Genomic DNA, 22,914 nt, shown 5'->3' on the forward strand with positions numbered 1-22,914 from the left:
GTTTAAACATCCAAATTCGCCACATCCAAAGCATTCTTGACGATGAAATCCCGGCGGGGTTCGACGATGTCGCCCATCAGGGTGGTGAAGATTTCGTCGGCGGCGATGGCATCCTGGATTGTGACTTGCAGCAGGCGGCGGCTGTTGCTGTCCAGCGTGGTTTCCCAGAGTTGTTCCGGGTTCATTTCGCCCAAACCTTTGTAGCGCTGGATGTGTTGGCCTTTTTTGACTTCCCGCATCATCCATTCGAAGGCCTGTCTGAAATTGGCGACGTGTTGCTCGCGTTCGCCCATGCGCATGACTGAGTGTTCGCCGAACATGTTGGTGGTGTGTTCGACGTAAGCGGCGATTTTTTGGTAATCGTTACCGGAAAAGAACGGTGCGTGCAGGACGAAGGTTTTGGTGATGCCGTGTAGGCGTTTGTTGACGGTGACGTCGAAGTCTTCGCCGTCGCGGTAGTTCAACTCGCTACTGAATACGGCTTTGTGGTCGCCGGCGTTCAGGTTGCGTTCCAGTTGCGCGAACCAGGCCGACAACATTTGCGGGTTGGCTCTGATCGCGGCATTCAATACCGGCATGTAGGTCATTTGTTCCAGGTACAGGTCGTCGTAACGTCTGGACAGGCGTTGGATCGCGTTCATGACGTCGGCAAACTCGGTAGCGAGTTTTTCCAGGCCCGGCCCCTGAATAATCGGCGTGTCGGGATCGGTTTGCAATTGGGCTTTATCCAACGCCATTTGGATCAGGTACTGGTTTAAAGCATTGTCGTCTTTGACGTAATGTTCCTGTTTGCCTTTTTTGACTTTGTAGAGCGGCGGTTGGGCAATGTAAATATGGCCGCGTTCGACCAGTTCCGGCAGTTGCCGGTAGAAAAAGGTCAGCAGCAAAGTGCGGATGTGCGAACCGTCGACGTCGGCATCGGTCATGATGATGATGCGGTGGTAGCGGAGTTTGTCGACGTTGTATTCGTCTTTACCGATGCCGCAGCCCAGCGCGGTGATCAGGGTGCCGACTTCTTCCGATGAAATCATCCGGTCGAAGCGGGCGCGTTCCACATTAAGGATTTTACCTTTCAAGGGCAGGATGGCTTGAGTGCGGCGGTCGCGGCCCTGTTTGGCGGAGCCGCCGGCCGAGTCCCCTTCCACGATGAACAGTTCGGACAAGGCCGGATCTTTTTCCTGGCAATCGGCGAGTTTGCCGGGCAAGCCGGCGATGTCGAGCGTAGTCTTGCGACGGGTCATTTCCCTGGCTTTGCGGGCCGCTTCGCGGGCTCTCGCCGCATCGATGATTTTGCCGGCGATGGCTTTGGCGACTTGGGGTTGTTCCAGCAGGAATTCCTGGAGTTTTTCGTTCATCGTCGATTCCACCAGCGGCTTCACTTCCGACGACACCAATTTGTCTTTGGTTTGCGACGAGAATTTCGGGTCAGGTACTTTGACCGACAACACGGCGGTCAAACCTTCGCGAGCGTCGTCGCCGGTGGTGGCGACTTTTTCTTTTTTCGCCAGACCGTTGGTTTCGATGTATTGGTTGATGGTGCGGGTTAGCGCGGCGCGGAAGCCGGCCAAGTGGGTACCGCCGTCGCGTTGCGGAATGTTGTTGGTGTAGCAGAACACGTTTTCCTGATAGGAATCGTTCCACTGCATCGCGACTTCGACGGTGACGCCTTCTTTTTCGGCTTGAAAGTGAAACACTTTCTCGAACAGCGGGGTTTTGTTTTTGTTCAAGTGTTGCACGAAAGCGCTGATGCCGCCTTCGAATTCGAACACGTCTTCCTTGCCGCTGCGTTCGTCGCGCAGCGAGATTCTGACACCCGAGTTGAGGAAAGACAGTTCGCGCAGGCGCTTGGCGAGAATGTCGTAATGGAATTCGATGTTGGTAAAGATGGTCGGGCTGGGCTTGAAGTTGATATAGGTGCCGCTGCCTTCGGCATCGCCCACCACCGCCAGCGGTGCCACCGGTTCGCCTAGTACATATTTCTGCGTGTGCAGTTTGCCATTCTTGCGGATTTTCAGGGTCAGTTCTTCGGATAAGGCATTTACCACCGATACACCGACGCCGTGCAAACCGCCGGAGACTTTGTAAGCGTTGTCGTCGAATTTGCCGCCGGCATGCAGTACGGTCATGATCACTTCAGCGGCGGAGCGGCCCTCTTCCTTGTGAATGTCGACCGGGATGCCGCGGCCGTCGTCGGACACCGACACCGAGCCATTTTCGTGAATCACCACGTCGACGCCTTTGCAATATCCGGCCAATGCCTCGTCTATCGAGTTATCGACGACCTCGAATACCATGTGATGTAAACCGGAACCGTCATCGGTATCACCGATATACATGCCCGGACGTTTTCTGACCGCGTCCAGACCTTTCAGTACTGTGATATTCGAACTGTCGTATTGTTCACTCATGAGGGTATCCAGTGTGTTGTACCGCAAGGTGGTTTGTCGTTGCTATCGCATTCGACAGATCATGCGTTGGTGATGGAGGATTCTAGTTTTTATTGTTCGTTCCACGTGAAACATCAATGCTCGGTAATCTTGCCTTGTTCCACGTGAAACCATTTGTAGTTATCGATGTTACTCAAATCGCCGAAGTCGGCTATTCCAGTGCTGCTGATAAATATTTGGCATTCAAGTCCGACCAAGTATTTTAGCAATTTTGCCCTGTTATCTGCATCCAATTCCGCGGTAAGGTCGTCTATCAGGATACAGCAGGTATTGGGACTATCCCGATTCAACAAGGTAACTTGCGCTAACAACAAAGCTAATACCAACAGCTTCTGCTGACCGCGGGACAAGTAGTCCTTGGCTAAGCGTTTGCTAAAGTAGGTTTGGAAATCCGCTCGATGCGGACCGCTATGGGTAAAGCCGTAGCGCATGTCCTTGTCCAGATCGGTTTTTAACGCCTGCTCCAAATTCAATTTGTCGTCCCAGCCGGTGAGGACACGTAATGCCACGTCGTCGCCCCCTAAAAAATACCCGGCCATTTCCAGAAACACCGGCTGCAAAGCGTTCAAATAGCTCAGGCGGAACTCTTTGATCATCTGGCCGTATTCCGCCAGTTCCCGATCCCAAGCCGAAATTTGCCGAACTTGCCGGCTCTTCAGTAACGCATTGCGCTGCTGCAAGCCTTTACTGTAATTACGCCAGCAAGACAGAAAATTCCTGTTTTGATTGAAAATCCCCCAATCCAAAAACTCTCTTCTGATTTGCGGTCCGGAATCCAGTAAACGGTAGCTTTTCGGATGTATCAGCTGCACCGGTAGCGCATAAGCCAAATCGGCTTTCTGGCGGTTTTCCTGGTCGATACGGATTTCGCATTGCTTGCTATCGATCTGGATACCGAGCTGGCTGACCGAGCCGCTTTGCTGCCGATTTTGCGCCGCGACCGTCAATTGCGATTGATCGAAGGCGATGGCTTGCTTGATATGGGTGGTTCGAAACGACCGGGCGCGACCCAAGATGAAGATGGCTTCCAACAACGAACTTTTACCGCTGGCATTGGCCCCGGTAATGAAGTTGATGGACGGCGACGGCGAAATGCTGGCGGACTGGATGTTCCGCACCGCCAGAACATCCAACTTTAACAAAGTCATGCCGGGAAGCGGTTTACATCCGCATCGGCATTACGATGAATTTGAACAGGGCTTGTTCGGGCTCTTCGACAAAACAACTGCTGGCATTGCTGGCAATGGTCAAAACCGCCATTTCCGAATCCAGATTGGTCACCGCATCTAGCATGTATTGCGAATTGAACGAAATCGTCAAAGGCTCGCCCTGGTAATCGATCACCAATTCTTCCTCGGCTTCGTCATGCTCAGGATTGTGGGTACTCAGCTTCAGCGAATCGTCGGCAATATCGAAAGTAACGCCTTTGTATTTTTCGTTGGACAAAATCGCCACCCGGGTCAAGGCTTCCCGCAACAATTGTTTTTGTATCAACAGCGGCGACATGAAATTCTGGTTGAACACCTTGCTGAAATCCGGAAATTTGGCGTCTATCAATTTGGACGAGAACACCACATCCTTGTAATAGAGTTTGATGTGATTATTGGAGAACTGGATATTCAGCTCGGCTTCCGGGTCGTCCAACAGCCGGCTCAATTCCTGTACCGCTTTTCTCGGCAAAATGATGCGGGCTTCGCAGCCGGTGGCTTGGCCAATGTCGTCCTCGTAAATCGACAAGCGGTGGCCGTCGGACGCCACTAATTTCAATTTTGAATTGCTGACATGCAGCAACAAGCCGTTCAGATAGTAACGCACATCCTGGTTGGCCATACAAAACACGGTTTTTTCCAGCGCTTTCTTTAATTTGCCGGCGTTCAATATGAAATCGTATTCGTAGTTGGATTCGTTGAACTCCGGATAGTGTTCGGCCGGCAAGGTGCTCAACGAAAACCGGCTGCGCCCCGATACCAATTTCACCTTATCGTCCTGCAACTCGAAACTGACTTCGGCCGCAGGCGGCAGCAAGCGGCAAATATCCAGAAACTTCCGCGCCGGGACCGTGATCTCCCCCGACTTTAATATTGATTCGATATTTATCTTCGAGACAATTTGGATTTCAGTGTCGGTACCGGTCATTACCAATTGGTCGTCGCTGGCTTGCAACAGCACGTTGGAAAGAATGGGCATGGTTTGCCGTTTCTCGATAACGCTAACGATTTGCTGCAATGGAGCGAGAATTTGATCTCTGCCAATAATAAATTTCATATCAATATCTTTTCTCTATTGTTATTACTATGAAAGCAAAACCTGTGGAAAAATAGTTTTTATCTCTAAAAATCAATAGCTTTACAGCATATTGATTCTGTACGCTAACCGTCGCCGTGCTTGTTGAGCAGTTGTGGAAAACCGGCAACGGCAAACAAGGCTACAAGTTGTCCACATCTTTTGCCGACATTATCCAACATTCTTTTCAACAGTTCGCTCTCCTTATTATGGAGGAAACAGACATGCCTCTCATTGGAAATGTGGTTTGTTTGGATTCGTCTGTGGCTGTTCGGATTCGTACCGCGTATTTGTCGACCTTGATGCATCATCGTAAATTTCCGCCACTTCACAGTTGGCTAGCCGGACCGACCTCCCAACAGCCAATCATAAATAACTTATTAAATCTTTTATTTTTGTTATTACTATTAGGCGCCAAAAATTTGTGGATAAGTCAATTTTTATAATATTTTTCATATGGATGTAGTCCATTTAACTCTGTACATCCTGCGCATCGACGCCTGTTGCAAGATTGTGGATAACACCTCAGGTGGGTTTTATCCGGATGTTATCCACAAGATTTAACAAATTTTGCCGACACGCTTATCAACAATGTTTATAAGTCCGATGAGCTGAATTTGGGGCTCGAGCCGATAAACCCGTTGTAAGCCGGCCGATTGGCCTAAAATGGTAACGGCTCATTTTTTCAAGGAGAACTTATGCTGGTACTTGGCGTGGATATTGGCGGATCCGGGATCAAAGGTGCGATAGTCAACACCGAAACCGGAGAATTGGTGTCGGAACGGCATCGGATCGACACGCCGCAGCCGGCGACTCCGGAAGCGGTGGCTGCGGTGTTGGCGCAATTGGTGGTGCATTTTCACTGGAACGGACCGGTAGGCTGCGGGTTTCCGGCCGCGGTGCAACACGGCGTCGCCTTGACGGCCTCCAATATTTCCAAGGCGTTTATCCAAACCGATATCGACAAATTGTTTTCGGAAGCGACAACTTGCGCTTGTTTCAACGTCAACGACGCCGATGCCGCCGGCATTGCCGAAATGCGTTTCGGTCATGGCGTGGATCAAGCCGGCGTGGTGTTGCTGGTGACGGTAGGTACGGGTTTGGGGACCGCGTTGTTCACCGACGGTAAGTTATTGCCCAATACCGAGTTGGGCCATATCTTTTTGGAGAACGGCGTCAAAGCCGAACGTTATGCATCCGATGCGGCGCGCAAGATCGAGGACTTGGGTTGGAAGACCTGGGGTAAGCGTTTCAATATTTATTTAACGACGATGGAAAAGTTGTTCTGGCCCGACTTGATCATTCTGGGCGGCGGCGCCAGCAAAAAGCTCGATAAATTCCAGGACCAGCTCGCACTCAGCACACCGGTAAAACCGGCCGCATTTTTAAACCAGGCCGGCATCGTCGGTGCCGCACTGTTTGCCAAATCGAAACTTTAATCCGGGGTAAGCCAGCCGGCTTTGGCGTTGCGATTACTCGTCCGCCTTACCCGGTACGATGATTGCTTGGTTTTACGCCGGTTGGGGAAGCTTTTTACGGTCGGTGTGTCCTGGCAGCTAAGTTTCTCTAAATTTCCGCTCTATCCAACCGCAGGCGTTAACCATGGCAATCAGCGTTTTCGATATCTTTAAAATCGGGATAGGCCCTTCCAGCTCGCATACCGTTGGGCCGATGCGGGCCGCAATGGCCTTTGCCCGGAAATTGGAACAGCAAGGCCTAATCTCCGAAGTCCGCCGGATTCAGGTCGAACTTTACGGTTCCTTGGGTGCCACCGGTAAAGGCCACGGTACCGACAAAGCGGTGATGCTGGGTCTGGAAGGCGAAGCGCCGGACGCGGTCGATCCGGATTCGATACCGCAGCGGTTGGCGCAGATTCGCGAAACCGGTTCGGTGCGGTTGCTGGGCTTCCATCCGGTGGCGTTCAATGAAAAGTCCGATTTGCTGTTTCAACGTAAAGTGTTGCCCTACCATTCCAACGGCATGCGGCTGACCGTGTTCGATGCATCCGGCGCCGAATTGGTGCAGGCCGATTATTATTCGGTCGGCGGCGGCTTCGTCGTGACCGGACCGGAAGCGGCGATAGATCGCCTGAGCAACGACGATACCTGCCTGCCTTATCCGTTCAACACCGGCGATGGCTTGCTGAAATTGTGCGCGACCCATCGTAAATCGATCAGCGAATTGATGCTGAGCAACGAGAAGGCCTGGCTCAACGAATCTCAGATCCGCGAGCGGTTGCTGACGATCTGGCAGGTGATGCAAGCTTGTGTCGAACGCGGCTTACGCGAAGAAGGCATTCTGCCCGGCGGCATGAAAGTCAGACGCCGCGCCGCCAATCTGTATCGGCAACTGACCGGCGAAATTCCGCGGCAGACTCCGAGCATGCCGGTTGGGACTATGGAGTGGGTGAATTTGTTTGCACTGGCGGTCAGCGAAGAAAATGCGGCCGGCGGCCGCGTCGTCACCGCACCGACCAACGGTGCGGCCGGGATTATTCCGGCCGTACTGCATTATTACTGGAAATATTGCGACGGCGCCAACGAGGACGGCGTGATCCGCTTTTTATTGACCGCGGCGGCCATCGCGATTTTATATAAAGAAAACGCTTCGCTGTCCGGCGCGGAAGTCGGATGCCAGGGCGAAATTGGCGTGGCCTGTTCGATGGCGGCCGGCGCCTTGGCCGAGGTGTTGGGCGGGACGCCGGAGCAGGTCGAAAATGCCGCCGAGATCGGTATGGAACATAATCTGGGTTTGACTTGCGATCCGGTCGGTGGCTTGGTGCAAGTGCCTTGCATCGAACGCAACGCGATGGGCTCGGTCAAAGCCATCAATGCGGCGCGGATTGCCTTGCGCGGCGACGGCAAACATTTCGTTTCGCTGGACAAAGTCATCAAGACCATGCGCGAAACCGGCGCCGATATGAAAACCAAATATAAGGAAACCTCGCGCGGCGGTTTGGCGGTGAATTTGATCGAATGTTAAAACGGCGTTCGGTCACCGTTCATAATTCTATGCCGGATTAGCCCAGCGGTTTAACCGGTGGCGATTTTCGGTTCCGGCACCGCTATCGGTTGGTCGCGCAGATACCAACCGTAATACAAGGCGTAAGCCACCAAAAACACCAGATACCCGGACCAGAGTATGTCGGACAAGTAATGGCCGCCGGCGGTCATCCGGGTAAAACCCATGGTCCAGGCCAAACCCAACGTGAGAACCAAATACAGCGTTTTGTAGTTTTGTGCCAAAAAATACAGCGCAAAAAAAGCGTATCCCACCGAGCAATGTCCGCACACGAAGGATTTGTCCGGGCTATGGCCTAATTTTGCCGGCGGCACGTAAGCGTATTCGCCGCCGAATTCCTTGGTATGCACCGGCCGCGGCCGGCCCCAGTGATCTTTGACGATCAGATTGACGACCAAACCCGGACCTATCGCGATCACCAGCAAGATGTACAAGGCCTGACGCCGAAAACTGCGGAAATCGTCGTACAGATGGCTCATCAGGTACGTCAGAAGTGCAAACCCGCCGGCAGTGATGGTGAATGGAAAAGCGTAATCGTAAAGAAGTCGCCAGAACCACCAATCCTGTTTCGGCCAAACCCCGCCGGCGTTACCGGGGTAAAAAAACAAACCGGCCGCCCAACGGTCCAAATTGGTGAACCAAAACAATGAGGTTGTGGCCGCGGCCAGCACGGCCAGACCGATTAATTCATAGTAGTGACGCTTAGACGTTTCCATTCATTATCCTGGTTATTGTGGCGACTCCATTACAGTTAAGCCAGAAATGCGCCAGAAAGGTATACCAGACCTAAGCTCTTGAAAAACAACAGTCAGAAATCGGGCCGGCGGTTTTTTAATTGGTTTTTACCCGTGCATCGAGGTTTAGTTCAACCAATCAATCGGCCGATTTGCACCAGTTTCGTGCGTTACACGTGCACTATCGGGCACAGTCTAAATGACGAATCCAATCGTTATTTTTTAATTCCAAACTGTCGCTAAAAAGCGCGCAGTTTGGCAGCGGGCAAGTGTTAGCGCTCGTAACCACTTTCGTTTCATCCTGATTCATTCCTGTACTTGCCGGCAGCGGACTACACTTGTGAGTCAACCCGACGCCGGAAAGGCCGAAAGGTGAATGTCCAGTGACTTTAAAAGAATAAAGGAAGAAACCATGAAACCATTTCTATTGAATGCGGTACTTGCCGGTTTGTTGGGGTCTGCCGTTGCAGCGCAAGCTGCCGACGTCTGGCAAAAAGTCGAAGTAACTCCGGGCCAATATCCGGTGAAAATCGGCGATACGCAAAAACTGGTGACGCCCAGTTGCGCATTCGGCCAACCTTATTCGTTTTACGTAAAACCGGGTAAGGCCGACAAAGTCTTGTTGTACATGAATGGCGGCGGTGCTTGCTGGAATTACCAGACTTGCAAGATCGTGCCGGGCCAACAGGCGAGTTACGTACCGTCGGCCGATGTGGCGAATGATCCGAATCAAATGGCCGGTTTGTTGGACGCCGAAGATCCGGAGAACCCTTATAAAAACTGGACCATGGTGTTTGTGTCTTATTGTACTGGCGACGTATTTTTAGGTTCCAAGGATACGGTTTACCAAAATCCGTTTAACCCCGACCCGACCGATGCGGTAGTCATTAAACACCGCGGCTTCGATAACTTTCTTTACGTGGTGGATTACTTTAAACGCCAGCGGAAAAATAAATTCAGCCCGTTGAACGCCGGCGGAGAAGAAATCGACAAGATCTTGGTCGCCGGCTCCAGCGCAGGTTCCTACGGTGCCGCGTTGAATTATCCTTGGGTCCAAAAATTGTTGGGCAAGGACGCTAAAGTCTCATTGCTCAGCGACGGCGGCATGGGTGTGATTACCGACGGCTTTTTGGCTTCCGGCGTATTCGGCCCCAGTTCGGGTTGGAACATCGATACCAACCTGCATCCGATATTCAAAACCTTGCCGGCTGCTCCGGCTACCGATTTCCTGCCGAAAGTCTACAGAACCCTGGCAGCGCAATATCCGAAGGAACGATTTGCTCAATACACTACGGCTTACGATGTGGTGCAAAAATTATTCTTGAACATCATGGAACAAAGCGACGGTGTGCCGGCCGACCAAGTCTCCGGTTTCGGGAGTTGGAGTTTTAGAATGAACACAATTGCCGCCGGTTTAAAAACGGCCTTGCCGAAAAACTACCGGGCTTACATCGATCCGGGGTGCAATCACACGATATTCCGGTTCGACGAATTTTATACATCGGCCTTGAACGGCATCCGGTTCGTGGATTGGGCCAAGGCGATAGTCACCAACGATGCCGCCGACTGGCAAAATCTGAGTTGCACGCCCGGTGTCGATTGCGGCGAGCAGAATTTAACCCAGGCCGGGGTGTTGACTTGCTTGGCTAGAAGTTTCGGCACCCCTTAATGGACAATTCATTGACTCTCTAGCCGATCCGACCTGAACTTGCGGCGACGACGGTCTGCAAACGACTGGTCGCTCGCCACTTAAACCGGGTGCCTGAATCGGTGGCGCATTCTCATGATGCCACCGATGAAAACCGCCTGGTGTAACTTTTTTTACGTTCTTTCGAGTAAAGTAATCCGGAAAACTAAGAACGAACTGAAGATGCGACTCCGGTTGCGTTCGCAGTTTAGTGACAGCGGCCGGCATTTATCTTTCCAATCCGATCAGAGCGTAACGATGAACATACTGCAAACTCGAGGTGGACGCAGTTTTATTGCTTCGCCGAAAACAACGCTGCGTTGGACGCTAGCGCCGACTATTAACCCGGCCCTGTTTATCTCTGGTTTTCGGTTTGGGCCGAGGCTGTCGAAACCCGCAGCGGAATACTCTTCGATCAACTCGAAGCGAATGGTATTTAATGGCCGATCTAATAAGGGCGGCGGCTCGTTAACGGCTACCAGATCTGCGATTTTCGGCCTGGTTTGCCTCGCCGCTGCCTTTCCGCTTGCTGGCCGCGCCGAATTTATCACTCACCCGCTCGACCAGGCACCGCCAGCGGAGCCGGCCGAAACCTCGGCAACGCCATCGTCTCAAACCCCGCCGCCGGTTCAACCCAGCCAGACCGATATTCAGGCGCAGTTCGGCGCAAAGAAATTGGGCACTTGCAGCATGACCTACAAATTGGAGGGATTTTCTCTGGCGTATAAGCAATACGACGGCAGTGGCGAAATAAGCTGCCGTAACGGCGAAAAGGCAAAAGTCTTGCTGTCGTCGAAAAGCATCGGTTTTACCATCGGCTATTCCAAGATCGAAGGCGAAGGCTATTTCACCGACGTCAAATACCTCAGCGAAATATACGGCGACTACATTTCTTTGGGTAATCACTTCGGTTTTAAGAACTCGATCGATCGGCAAGTGCTAACCCGTGGCGAGATATCGTTGGTGTTGATCGGTAAAGGTCAAGGTTTCGATATCGGTTTTACCATTGGCGATTTGTCGATCAAACCGAAATAAATTGCAAATTTACTTAAGAGACTCTCGTTGATGGAAACAGGGAATGGGTTAGTGTTGGCCGCGTCGCTGCTGGGGGCGTTGGTGGGTTACGCGCTGTGCGCGTGGCGAGCCGGCAAACGGCAGCGGAATTGGTTTAACCAAATTGAGCAGCAGCAACAGCAGATACAGCAGCAAGCAGTAAAACTGGCGGTGGCCGAAGAACGCCTGGTCTTATTGGCTCAACGCGAGTCGGATGTGCAAGAGTTGCAGCAACAATTATTGGTTCTGAAAACCGAAAACGCCGAGCTAAATACCCGCCAGCAGGAACAGCACAAACATAACGAAGAAAAAATCCGCTTGCTGCAGGACGCGGAAAATCAACTTAAAACCCAGTTCGAAAATCTGGCGCATCGAATCTTCGAGGAACGCGGCAAGCAATTCGTCGAGCATAACAAGACCAGTATCGAAACCCTGGTGGCGCCGCTAAAGCAGCAGCTCGGCGAGTTCAAACAGCGGGTGGAAAGCGTTTACGACAACGAAACCAAGGACCGCATCAGCCTGCGCGAGGAAATCGTTTCATTGCGCCGCGATACCCAGAAAATGAACCAGGAAGCGCTGAATCTGACCCGCGCTTTGAAAGGCGACCACAAGGCCCAAGGCAATTGGGGCGAGATGATTCTGGAAAAAGTGCTGGAGCAATCCGGCCTGCGCAAGGGCATCGAATACGAAACTCAAGGCGCGTTCCGCGACGAGGACAACCGGTTGTTCAAACCCGACGTGATCGTGCGCCTGCCGGATAACAAGGACGTGGTGATCGATTCCAAGGTGTCGTTAAATGCTTACGAGCGCTACTGCTCCAGCGACGACGATGCCGAACGCACCGAAGCCCTGAAGCAACACGTCGAAGCGGTGCGCGCCCATATCAAAGGTCTCAGCGGTAAGGACTACTCCAGCCTGAAAGGCCTGCGCTCGCTGGACTTCGTGCTGCTGTTCATGCCGATCGAAGCCGCCTTCATGGCCGCCTTTCAAGGCGACGAAAAACTGTTCAACGACGCCTTCGAACATAAAATCGTCGTCGTTACCCCAACCACGCTGTTGGCAACTTTGCGCACGATTCAAAACATCTGGCGCTACGAACAACAAAACGAGAACGCCCGGCTGATCGCCGACAAGGCCGGCGCCCTGTACGACAAAATCCGCGGCTTCGTCGAAGACATCGAAAAACTCGGCAACCAACTCAGCACCGTGCAAAAAACTTACGACGGCATCGTCAACAAACTCAGCAGCGGCCAGGGCAATCTGTTGCGCCAAGCCGGCGCGCTCGAAGAACTGGGCGTGAAGGTCAAAAAGAAACTGCCCAAGAGCCTGACCGAACAAATGGACGCCGGTGACGACGCATGAGTTTGGACTACGCCACGCTGGAGCTGCTGAAACAAAACCATCCGGCCTGGCGCTTGCTGCGCTCCGACCATGCCCCGCTGATCGCCGGTTTTCTAAACCGGGCCTTTGTCGTCCCCAACCAGCGTCTGATCGGTCAGGCCGATCTGGCCGAAGCGCTGGAAGACGAGCTGTTTGCCTTACGCGAACGGCTGGGTAACGATGCTTTTCCCAAGCCTGCACTGGACTACCTGAACGATTGGGCCGGCAACGACAAGGCTTGGTTGCGCAAGTTTTACCGGCAAGGTTCCGACGAGCCGTTTTTCGACCTGACGCCGGCCACCGAAAAAGCCATCGCCTGGCTGGGCAGCCTGACTGAACGCGCCTTCGTCGGCACCGAATCGCGTTTGTTGACTTTATTCGAATTGCTCAAACAAATCAGCGAAGGCAGCGAAACCGACCCGGAAACCCGCATCGCCGAACTGGAAAAACGCCGCGCCGAACTGGACGCCGAAATCGCCCGTATTCGCGCCGGCGATCTGACCCTGCTGGACGACACCGCGTTGAAGGACCGCTTCCAGCAATTCACCGCACTGGCCAGGGAACTGCTCGGCGACTTTCGCGAAGTCGAACATAATTTTCGCGGCCTGGACCGGCGGGTGCGCGAGCGCATTGCCTTATGGGAAGGCGGCAAGGGCGAATTACTGCAAGACATCATGGGCGAGCGCGACGCCATCGCCGACTCCGACCAAGGTCGGAGTTTCCGCGCCTTCTGGGATTTTCTGATGTCCAGCCGCCGCCAGGAGGAACTGTCGAGCCTGCTGGAAAAAGTTCTGGCCCTGCAACCGGTCGCCGAACTAAGGCCCGACGCCCGCTTGCGCCGGGTGCATTACGACTGGCTGGAAGCCGGCGAACACACCCAGCGCACCGTCGCCGAACTCAGCCGGCAACTGCGCCGTTTTCTCGACGACCAGGCCTGGTTGGAAAATCGCCGCATCATGGAAATCCTGCACGGCATCGAAGTCAAGGCCCTGGCCTTGCGCGACAACCAGCCGCCCGGCGAACTGTTGGTCATCGCCGAAGCCGCCGCCGACATCGAGCTGCCGATGGAGCGCCCGCTGCATACGCCCGCCGTCAAACCGCGCATCGAAAGCATCGTCCCGCAAACCGGCGACGAAGAGCTGGACGCCGCCGCGCTGTTCTCGCAAATCGTCATCGACAAAACCCAACTGGCCCGCCACATCCGCCACGCCCTGCAAGACAAAGCGCAAATCACCTTGGCCGAACTCTGCCGCACCCGCCCGCTGCAACACGGCCTGGCGGAACTGGTGGCCTACCTGCAACTCGGCGGCGACAGCTTCAAAACCACGGTCGATGAAGCCGCCGAAGACGTGATCGTCTGGCAAACGCTGGACGGCGAAGGGCGGGAATTGAGCCGGCAGGCGCGGTTGCCGAGGGTGATTTTCGTTAGGTGATGATTGGCGGTCGTCACTTTTTTGTTGCTGGCCCGGAATGTAAATAGACTAATAAATTTCAATATGTTACGTTAATGAGTAAATTTACTCAGTAACGTAACATGAAATATTCCCGTCCCCAGGAAGCCCTACTCAAAACCCGTCTCAGCGATTCTGTTCACTTCATCAATCTACTCGCAGGCCCAAGGCAGGTTGGCAAAACCACCATTATCCGCGACATCGTTTTTGCCGAGCCGACGCAAGGCTATTACGTGTCCGTGGACGACGAACCGAACCTATCTCTCTATGAAATGGCTGGTGCGGTTGCAGCTATCTCGCCACCTCAAAGAAAGGATAAAGCCTGGTTGGCATTTCATTGGCAGGAAGCCAGAAATCGCGCCGCTGCCTGGCTTAAAACCGCGCAAAGCGATGAAGCCTTTGTGTTTGCGATAGACGAAATCCAAAAAATCGAGGATTGGTCCAACATCGTTAAGGGCCTATGGGATGCCGACCGCGCAAACGGCGTACCCATGCATGTGGTATTACTGGGTTCCGCACCGTTGCTGATGCAAAAAGGCTTATCCGAAAGTCTGGCCGGGCGCTACGAAACCTTGCCCGTTAGCCATTGGGGCTTTGCTGAAATGCAGGAAGCCTTTGGGCTGACGCTGGAACAATACGTCTACTTTGGCGGCTATCCAGGTAGCGCCTGGCTGATTAAAGACGAAACCCGCTGGCGCCGTTACGTACGCGACAGTTTGATTCAGCCCAATATCGAAAAAGACATCCTGCAAATGGTGCGCATCAAAAATCCGATGCTGCTGAAACAGTTATTCGAACTGGGTTGCCATTATTCAGGGCAGGAACTGTCATTGACCAAGATGATAGAAGCCATCATCGAAGCCAAGCATACAGAAACGCTGGCCGATTACTTACATCTATTGACCGAAACCAAGTTATTGGCCGGCCTGCATAAATATGCCGGACAGGAGGTGCGCAAGCGTAATTCGGCCCCCAAACTGAATGTGTTCAATACCGCCTTGATGTCGGCCTTGCAGGATTACAGTTTCGCCGAAGCTCAGGCCGATAGAAGTTATTGGGGGCGCTTGGTGGAAAGCAGCGTAGGTGCACACCTACTCAATACTATCGACGAAGATACAAAACTTTACTACTGGCGCGAAGGCAACCAAGAGGTCGATTTCGTGTTGGCCAAAGGCAAAAAATTGACGGCGATAGAGGTCAAAAGCGCACCCAAGCCGGTGGTATCGGCAGGATTGAACGTGTTTGGAGAAAAGTACCCGCATGCCAAAAAAATATTGGTTGGCGCTGGCGGAGTGACGTTGGCGGAATTCCTGTCTCAACCCGCCGAAGATTGGCTGGAATAATTCATGCTGTATCGCGTCTCCCGAACCGTTACCGAAAAAGCTGCGGACGACAGTCCCGCAGAAAGCCGTACTATCGCCGATTACAGAGACCGGCCGGCCTATGTATTGCTCGGTGAGCCCGGTGCAGGCAAATCCACGCTGTTCGAGCACGAAGCGAAGCTTACCGGCGGCTATTACATTTCAGCCAGAGACTTTATCGATTTGGATAGTGAGGAATGGCGGGAGACAACCTTGTTCATCGACGGCCTGGACGAGGCCCGAGCCGGCAATGACCACGCGAGAACGCCCTTGGGTGCTATTAGAGGCAAACTCAATAAATTGGCTTGCAAACGGTTCCGCATCTCCTGCCGCGAAGCCGATTGGCTGGGAGGACTGGATAACAAGGATTTAGCGAAAGTCAGCCCGTCCCAAGAAATCACCCATTTATACTTAAATCCATTAAGTATCGGCGACGTGACTGCGATACTCGCCAACGATGACCGTGTCGGCGATGCGGATGGTTTTATCGACAAAACTCAACGCTTCGGCCTATCCGGTTTGCTGGACAACCCGCAAACCTTGGATATGTTGATCGATGCCGTCAAGGGTGGACGGGAATGGCCTAAGACCAAGCAAGAGATTTATCGGCTGGCGGTCGAACAATTAGCTGTGGAATTTAACGATGAACATCGGGTTGCCGAAAAATCCCCCGTTCTTATTCCAGCCTTGCTCGATATGGCGGGCACGCTGTGCGCGATTCAATTGCTCGCCAACCTATCGGGCTTCAGCGAAGGTTATCCACAACGGGGCCGCGTCAGCCTTGTTTCTCTCGATCTTCCCCCGGCGACCCAAGCTGCCTTAAAGACCCGTTTGTTCAGAAAGGTGGGAGACGAATACAGCTATGTGCATCGTAGCATCGCTGAATATCTGGCGGCTTATTTCATCGCCGGCAAGATCAAGCAAGGTTTGTTGGTCAATCGAGTATTGGCATTAACGACCGGTGTAGACGGCGGCATTGTTGCCGCGTTGCGCGGCTTGATGGCTTGGTTGGCGGTATTGTCGGAGCCGGCGCGCGACCGCTTGATCGAAATCGATCCCTTGGGAGTGGTGTTGTATGGGGATGTGCAGTTATTTTCTACGGCAAGCAAAGTAAAACTGTTGAATGCTTTGAAAGTAGAAGTCACAAAAACGAGCTATTCGCGCTACGAATGGGACGAGCGATCTTTCGCTGCCATCACGACTAGAGACATGGCCCCATATTTATTTGAATTATTCAATAACCCTTCGCGGGAACAACCGGAGCAAAGTGTCTTAGATTGTGTGTTAGATGGTTTATACCACGGTGAAGTGATCGAAGAACTGAAGCCCTCGTTGTTAGCTGCAATTAGAGATAGTTCTTACTGGGAAGGGATTCGAGTTCGTGCATTACAGGCGTTTATGCACCAATACCCGCAAGACTCGAGTAATTTGTTGGCCCTCGCCGAGGAGATTCGTCAAAACAAAATTGAAGACAACAAGCGGCTTCTGGGTTTATTGCTTTATAAATTATTTCCAGATTTTATTCCTGCCAGGGATATATTGCAATATCTAAAGCCAATTCGAAATCACAATTTAGTGTCGCACTATGATATTTTTTGGCGAAGTGAATTTAGCAAGCGCGTGGCCGATGAAGATTTGCCAATTGTTCTTGATAAATTAGCTGGGCTTGGTGTCAATTTACTTAAAATCTCACCCGTGCAAGACCTATTTTCAATGGCTGGTGAATTGCTGGTTAGGGGGGTAAACACACACGGGGTATTTATTCCAACAGAAAGATTATATAGCTGGCTATGTATTGGACAGCATGATTACCACTCTAAATTACGGAGTGAACATAAGAAGAAAATACGTGAATGGCTTGAAAAACAACCGACTATTTATTTGTCTCTTTTCGAGTTTGGTATTTTACAAATAGAAAAAGGTACTAACAATATATCCAGCGAGTGGTATAAAAAAATCCGATCTCGGTTTTACGACGCCACCCCGCCGAACACCTTTGGAGTCTGGTCTTTGGCAAAGGCTGAAAATTGCGACGATTTTAAAATCGGTTGCGAACTCGTTCGCCAGGCTTTTACAGCTTTGATAGACGAGAGAAGCTATCATGGTTTGTCACTGGAATATTTTCAAGGTTGGATAAGCCAGCACGATCAATTTTGTAATTTTTACGAATCGTTAATTCTTAATCCTATCGAAGATTGGCAATATGAGCATGCACAGTCTGAAAATCACTGGGAAAATGAGCAAAAAAAACAATTAAAAGAAAGACTAGATTTTTTTAAGAAGCATAAAACTGAAATAACGGAAGGCGGAGCCCATCCTCATGTTTTTCATAATCTTGCATCAGCTTACTTTGACCATTTTAGCGGTATCAATGGAAGCACCGGAGAACAACGTTTATCGGACTTTTTAAACAACGATACCGAACTCATACAGGCTGCAAAAATCGGTTTAAGAAAAATATTAGATAGAAGAGATTTGCCTGAGCTCGATGAGATATTTGCGCTCGCCTTGGAGGGCTGTGAACATTATATTCGTTTGCCTTTCTTGGTATGCATGGAAAAAATCTATCAAGAAACCCCTTCTATATTATTTAACTTAACACCTGATTTGATCAGTAAGGCTCTAGCCTTTTGGTATACCTACGGATGCGGAGATGAGCCGGCATGGGTTAAACCATTAAGTTTATTGAATGAAGAATTAACCGCTAAAGTTTTAATTGCCTATGTTGGTGCCATGTTGGCCGGAAAAAAACAACATATCCATGGACTCTATCAGTTGGCACATGACGAAGCCTATAAGGAAATTGTCAAACTGTCGGTAATTCCTGTATTCAATAAGTATCCGATCAGGGCTACGGCGCAGCAAAGTAGTCATTTAGAATGCTTGCTCAAAGCAGCTATTAATTGGTTAGATAAAAATGAGTTAATGGTACTAATCGATAAAAAACTGGCTTGTAAGGGTATGGATGTAGCCCAGCGCGTCTATTGGCTGATTACTGGGTTGATTATTCGACCGGAAAAATATCAGGATTTATTCAAAAAGGAGTTGTTCGGTAAGGCAACACGCATCAATCATTTATCCGCTTTTTTATGCCCAAGTTGGAAGATAAGAAACGAAACTTACGCATTACCCGCTTCGGCCGTCGGTTTATTGATTGAAATGTTTGGACCTCGTTGCTCGCCGCGTATGGAAACTGGTGCTCATTTTGTTGGTAGAGCCGAAAATGAACGAGATTATGTTCGGTATTCTTTAAATTTGCTTGCGAGCGATCCAAGCGAAAGCAGTACTGAGGTTCTCTACTCTTTATCGACGCAATCAAAATTGGCCGCTTGGCACTCACTAATCCGCGACGCCCACCAAACTCAACAAATCAGCCGCCGCGAAGCCTTATTCAAACATCCCGACGCTTCCCAAGTCATCGAAACGTTGAACAATCAAAAACCGGCTAATGTCGCCGATTTGGCCGTGCTGGTGTTGGATTGTTTGCAGCAATTGGCGGAAGAAATGCATGGAGGCAGTACTAACCGCTACCAAAATTTTTGGAATTTAAAGGGCAAGGAAGTGTTAAGCCCTAAAAAACCTTACTCCGAGGAAGACCCTAGGTACGAAGAGGTTGGTCGCAATTATTTGGTTGATCTCCTGAAACCGATGCTCACGAAATACGCTGTCGCCGTCGAACCGGAAGCATTGCAAGCTAATGAAAAACGCGCCGACATTAAATTGACCTTCATCCACGAGGGCCGATCGTATTTCCTACCCATCGAAATCAAGCTCGATTACCACCGCGAACTGTGGAAAACCATTCATCAACAATTAATACCGCGCTACACCATCTCCCCGGAAACCGAAGGACGGGGCCTGTATCTGGTGCTTTGGTTTAATTTCAAAAAGCTGCCAACGCATCCCCAAGGCCTGCCGCCGCCCAAGTCCGCCTCCGAACTGGAAGAAATGCTGGAGGCCACATTGACGCCGGCGGAACGAAAATTAATTGATGTCTTTGTTTTAGACGTTTCGGCGTATACCGGGCCAAGCCGGTAAAATGTCGGCAAAATTCGCAATTGAGAATTTCTTAAGGCAATCATGACTGATACGGACGACGAAACTTCACCCCAATACGACCTCTCGGCAGTCGTAATCCCGCTATTCAAAGGCGTGATCTATCAGGAATCTGACAGGGTCGTAGGATGATGGCATGGACTCCTCCCCTCCCCACGCGGTGTCATACTGCGCCAGAGAATTTAAACGGAGCGACGAGGAGTCCGAAATGAATAGTAACGTGGTGGGTCTGGATACGGCAAAAAGCATTTTTCATCTGTACAGCCAGGCGGCGAACGACAGGCCGGTGAAAAAGAAACTGAGACGGGCAGAGATGCTGAGCTATTTCGCCAACTTGCCGGTTAGTCTGATTGGCCTAGAAGCTTGTGGCGGCGCTCACTACTGGGCGCGGGAGCTGACCAAACTCGGTCATGAAGTCGTGCTGCTGAATGCCAAGTTTGTGAAGGCTTTTGTAGTCGGCAACAAGAACGACTTTAACGATGCCGAAGCCATTTTCACGGCGGTCACCCGGCCCAATAAACGTAAGGTAGCGGTGAAAGACGATGCTCAACAAGATATGCAGATGCTTCACCGCTTGCGCCAAGAACGGGTAGCCGAGCGCACCGCGCCGGCGAACCAGATGCGCGGTTTTCTGGCCGAGCGCGGCATCGTGCTGGCAACAGGCCTTAACAGCGTGCGCAAAGCCTTACCGCTGATTCTGGAAGACGCCGACAATGCACTGACGTCCACGGGCCGCGAATTGTTTGCCGAACAGTATCAGCGTCTGGTAGCCATCGACGCTGACATTAAGGCCCACGAGCAACGTATCAGCCGCTTATGCGAGCAAAATGCGCTGAGTAAACGATTTCGGGACGTGTGCCGGGTGTTGGGCCGATCACCGCCACCATCCTGGCTTCGGACATTGGCGACGGCAAGGGCTATTGAAATGGTCTAATAACCCCGGACACTTCTAAAGGCAGAATTTATACTGCTAGCAGAGGTGACCATGAGTAACGACAAAAAACACAATCGACCCAAATATAGCCTTGAGTTCAAGCAAGATGCTACGAAGCTGGTTTTGGAAAAAGGCTACAGTCAGCAGCAAGCGGCCGATCATCTGGGCATATCGCAAAGCGCCCTAGGACGCTGGGTACGAGCGGAACGCAAGCCTTCGGCGAACGAATCTACGCTAAAAAAATCTTGCCTGAATCTGGGGGATCATGACGAATTGATCCGATTGCGCCAGGAAAACGAACAACTGCGGATGGAGCGCGAGATATTAAAAAAGGCCGCCGTCTTCTTTGCGAAAGAAGCCGAATACCCACAGGGCACAAGTAAAGTACGGATTTATTCAGGCGCAACAGAAGACGTATCCCGTGACCGTGCTGTGTCGAGTGATGCAGGTGAGCACCAGTGCTTATTATGCTTGGTGTAACAGTCCGACAGACGAAGACAAAAAACATCAAGATCAACAGCTTGCCGATAGCGTGCGGCAGCTTTTTACCGACAACAAGCAGTGCTTTGGTTCGCGTCGTGTAGCGGATCGATTGCAGAAACAAGGTTTTGCCGTCGGCCGCTTCAAAACGGGGCGGATCATGCGCGATTTAAAATTACAGGTCCGCTATCCCAAACGATTTAAAGTGACCACGGACAGTAAACACAATGAGGCCATATCCCCGAATCGGCTGGATCGGCAATTCAAGGTCGCTCAGCCAAATCAAGTGTGGACCACGGATATTACCTATGTCTGGACGTTACAGGGCTGGCTTTATGTCGCGGTCGTTATCGATCTGTTCTCCCGGCAAGTGGTGGGCTGGGCGATTGACGACCACATACCCACAGGGCACAAGTGCGGACCTCGCTCTGTGTCAACGCATTACAAATGGCCTCCTGGCGCCGCAAACCGCCGCCGGGTCTGCTGCATCATTCGGATCGTGGCAGCCAGTATGCCAGTCGGGAATATCGCCAGCATTTAGCAGTGATGAAGATGGAACAGGGCATGAGCCGAAAAGGCAATTGCTGGGATAATTCGCCGACAGAACGCTTTTTCCGTAGCTTGAAACATGAACAGCTCAACTACGAAAAATTCAAAACCCAGGAAGCGGCGAAACTGAGCGTGATCGACTATTTGGCTTTTTACAACGGTCGTCGATCGCACTCAACATTGGGCTATCAATCCCCGATCGAATTCGAGCGGGACTTTTCGAAAAACGCTGCCTAAACAGGTGTCCGGTTTTTGTTGACCATTACATTTTGATGTGTCAACACCTTACCGGACACACGGTTAAGCAGCTTTTTGCTGCAATTCGTAGTCAGCGGGTGACAAATAGCCATTGGCTGAATGTAGTCGCTCGCGGTTATAAAACACTTCAATATATTCAAACACTGCCTGCCTAGCCTCAACCCGATTACGAAAGGTTTGATGATGAATCAGCTCTGTTTTCAAGGTATGAAAGAAGCTTTCCGATACGGCATTGTCCCAACAGTTGCCTTTTCGGCTCATACTCTGGCAAATGCCGTGTTGCTTCAATAGCGCCCGGTGGCTTTCCGAAGCATATTGGCTCCCTCGGTCGGTATGCCAGAGTAAGCCTTGTGCCGGTTTACGCTTCCAAATGGCCATCAATAGCGCATCATTCACCAGCTTGGTCCGCATATGTTCGGCCATTGACCAGCCAACGATTTGCCGGGAACACAAATCGATGACCACGGCTAAATACAACCAACCTTCCTGGGTATGGATGTAAGTGATGTCGCCCGCATAGACCTGATTCGGTCGCTGCACTGCAAATTGCCGATCCAAGTGGTTATCGGCCACCGGAAGATGATGCTTGGAGTTTGTCGTCGCTTTAAATTTCCGCTTTGTTTTATTTATGCCCTTGGGTACAAGCTAATTTGGCATCACGCATCAAGCGACCGATCCGGCGGCGACTGACCATTCGATCTTGTCGAAAAAGCACCTTTTTAAGTCGTCTAGTTCCGTAAGTCTCCCGACTCTTCTTAAAGGCTTCCACAATGATTTTCGTTAGGCTCTGGTCATCTTTTACTGTAGCGCTCGGCCGACGGTGCAGCCAAGCGTAATAGCTGCTTCTTGAAACGTTCATCAGTCGACAGAGCCTGTTGACGGCAAAATCGGCGGCATGTTGGCTAATCCAGGCGTACTTCACCGCTGCTCCTTGGCAAAGTACGCCGCGGCTTTTTTTAATAAATCGCGCTCCTCGGTCAAGCGGGCTACTTCTTTACGCAAGCGTTTTAATTCATCGTAAAGATGCTCGTCAGTGCGTTCAGGTTTATCAGTCGTTTTGGCTTTGCTGTATTTGGCAATCCAGGTGTGGAGCGTATTGACGTTGATTCCAAGCTCTTTGGCTACCTGAGCCACCGATTGATCGGATTCATTAGCTAATTTGACTGCCGACTCTCTAAATTCTGCCGTATAGGTATTGGGTTTTTCTCTGCTCATTTTGG

At 51.4% G+C, this 22,914-nt stretch carries 15 protein-coding genes and 3 pseudogenes; 13 read left to right on the top strand and 5 right to left on the bottom strand.

The window, feature by feature from the left end:
- Nucleotides 1-2 precede the first annotated feature (2 nt).
- From gyrB to dnaN, 3 genes are all read right to left on the bottom strand, one after another.
- Complete coding sequence (gene gyrB, locus ACH518_RS04770) at nucleotides 3-2,408, bottom strand: DNA topoisomerase (ATP-hydrolyzing) subunit B (RefSeq protein WP_445372063.1); 2,406 nt, start codon at nucleotides 2,406-2,408, stop codon at nucleotides 3-5.
- 113 nt (nucleotides 2,409-2,521) lie between these two features.
- A complete protein-coding gene (gene recF / locus ACH518_RS04775) occupies nucleotides 2,522-3,595 on the bottom strand; it encodes a DNA replication/repair protein RecF (RefSeq protein WP_445372064.1) in 1,074 nt (357 codons plus the stop codon).
- Nucleotides 3,596-3,608: 13 nt separating this feature from the next.
- Nucleotides 3,609-4,712 carry a DNA polymerase III subunit beta gene (dnaN, locus tag ACH518_RS04780; RefSeq protein ID WP_445372065.1) on the bottom strand — a complete coding sequence of 368 codons (1,104 nt, stop codon included), beginning with the start codon at nucleotides 4,710-4,712 and terminating at the stop codon, nucleotides 3,609-3,611.
- 716 nt (nucleotides 4,713-5,428) lie between these two features.
- On the opposite strand from dnaN, the gene ppgK reads away from it, so the two are divergent.
- Together ppgK and ACH518_RS04790 are read left to right on the top strand one after the other, a co-directional pair.
- Nucleotides 5,429-6,169 carry a polyphosphate--glucose phosphotransferase gene (gene ppgK / locus ACH518_RS04785; RefSeq protein ID WP_445372066.1) on the top strand — a complete coding sequence of 247 codons (741 nt, stop codon included), beginning with the start codon at nucleotides 5,429-5,431 and terminating at the stop codon, nucleotides 6,167-6,169.
- 163 nt (nucleotides 6,170-6,332) lie between these two features.
- Nucleotides 6,333-7,712 (top strand): L-serine ammonia-lyase, encoded by a 1,380-nt coding sequence (locus ACH518_RS04790; protein ID WP_140913240.1) that lies wholly within the window; start codon nucleotides 6,333-6,335, stop codon nucleotides 7,710-7,712.
- 50 nt (nucleotides 7,713-7,762) lie between these two features.
- Here the strand turns inward: ACH518_RS04790 and ACH518_RS04795 are convergent, their stop codons facing one another.
- Nucleotides 7,763-8,467, bottom strand: coding sequence for a phosphatase PAP2 family protein (locus ACH518_RS04795; RefSeq protein ID WP_445372067.1), 705 nt, complete (start codon nucleotides 8,465-8,467; stop codon nucleotides 7,763-7,765).
- 430 nt (nucleotides 8,468-8,897) lie between these two features.
- Here ACH518_RS04795 and ACH518_RS04800 point away from each other — a divergent pair, with 430 nt between their 5' ends.
- The 11 genes and pseudogenes from ACH518_RS04800 (at nucleotide 8,898) to ACH518_RS04850 (ending at nucleotide 21,673) form a co-directional block, all read left to right on the top strand.
- On the top strand, nucleotides 8,898-10,154 hold the full coding sequence (locus ACH518_RS04800) for a pectin acetylesterase-family hydrolase (protein WP_445372068.1): 1,257 nt from the start codon (nucleotides 8,898-8,900) through the stop codon (nucleotides 10,152-10,154).
- Nucleotides 10,155-10,862: 708 nt separating this feature from the next.
- Nucleotides 10,863-11,207: a hypothetical protein gene (locus tag ACH518_RS04805; RefSeq protein WP_140913243.1), complete on the top strand. Its 345-nt coding sequence runs from the start codon at nucleotides 10,863-10,865 to the stop codon at nucleotides 11,205-11,207.
- Nucleotides 11,208-11,237: 30 nt separating this feature from the next.
- Nucleotides 11,238-12,587 carry a DNA recombination protein RmuC gene (locus ACH518_RS04810; protein WP_278210036.1) on the top strand — a complete coding sequence of 450 codons (1,350 nt, stop codon included), beginning with the start codon at nucleotides 11,238-11,240 and terminating at the stop codon, nucleotides 12,585-12,587.
- Nucleotides 12,584-14,038: a DUF3375 domain-containing protein gene (locus ACH518_RS04815; protein WP_445372069.1), complete on the top strand. Its 1,455-nt coding sequence runs from the start codon at nucleotides 12,584-12,586 to the stop codon at nucleotides 14,036-14,038. Before ACH518_RS04810 ends, ACH518_RS04815 begins: the two co-directional genes overlap by 4 nt.
- Before the next feature lie 101 nt (nucleotides 14,039-14,139).
- Nucleotides 14,140-15,399: an ATP-binding protein gene (locus tag ACH518_RS04820; protein WP_445372070.1), complete on the top strand. Its 1,260-nt coding sequence runs from the start codon at nucleotides 14,140-14,142 to the stop codon at nucleotides 15,397-15,399.
- Between the two features lie 3 nt (nucleotides 15,400-15,402).
- Nucleotides 15,403-19,455: an NACHT domain-containing protein gene (locus tag ACH518_RS04825; RefSeq protein WP_445372071.1), complete on the top strand. Its 4,053-nt coding sequence runs from the start codon at nucleotides 15,403-15,405 to the stop codon at nucleotides 19,453-19,455.
- A 226-nt stretch (nucleotides 19,456-19,681) separates the two neighbouring features.
- Entirely contained in the window at nucleotides 19,682-20,407 is a 726-nt protein-coding gene (locus ACH518_RS04830) for an IS110 family transposase (protein WP_445372072.1), read from the top strand.
- 51 nt (nucleotides 20,408-20,458) lie between these two features.
- Nucleotides 20,459-20,887, top strand: coding sequence for a transposase (locus ACH518_RS04835; RefSeq protein WP_445372073.1), 429 nt, complete (start codon nucleotides 20,459-20,461; stop codon nucleotides 20,885-20,887).
- Nucleotides 20,802-21,269: pseudogene (locus tag ACH518_RS04840) on the top strand (IS3 family transposase); the annotation flags it as partial. The gene ACH518_RS04835 and the pseudogene ACH518_RS04840, both read left to right, overlap by 86 nt.
- A 65-nt stretch (nucleotides 21,270-21,334) precedes the next feature.
- Nucleotides 21,335-21,412: pseudogene (locus tag ACH518_RS04845) on the top strand (hypothetical protein); the annotation flags it as partial.
- A 21-nt stretch (nucleotides 21,413-21,433) separates the two neighbouring features.
- Nucleotides 21,434-21,673: an integrase core domain-containing protein gene (locus ACH518_RS04850; protein WP_445372968.1), complete on the top strand. Its 240-nt coding sequence runs from the start codon at nucleotides 21,434-21,436 to the stop codon at nucleotides 21,671-21,673.
- Between the two features lie 63 nt (nucleotides 21,674-21,736).
- On the opposite strand, the pseudogene ACH518_RS04855 reads toward ACH518_RS04850, so the two are convergent.
- Nucleotides 21,737-22,909 (bottom strand): annotated as a pseudogene (locus ACH518_RS04855) (IS3 family transposase).
- Between the last annotated feature and the right edge of the window lie 5 nt (nucleotides 22,910-22,914).

The organism is Methylomonas sp. HW2-6, from assembly GCF_052474525.1.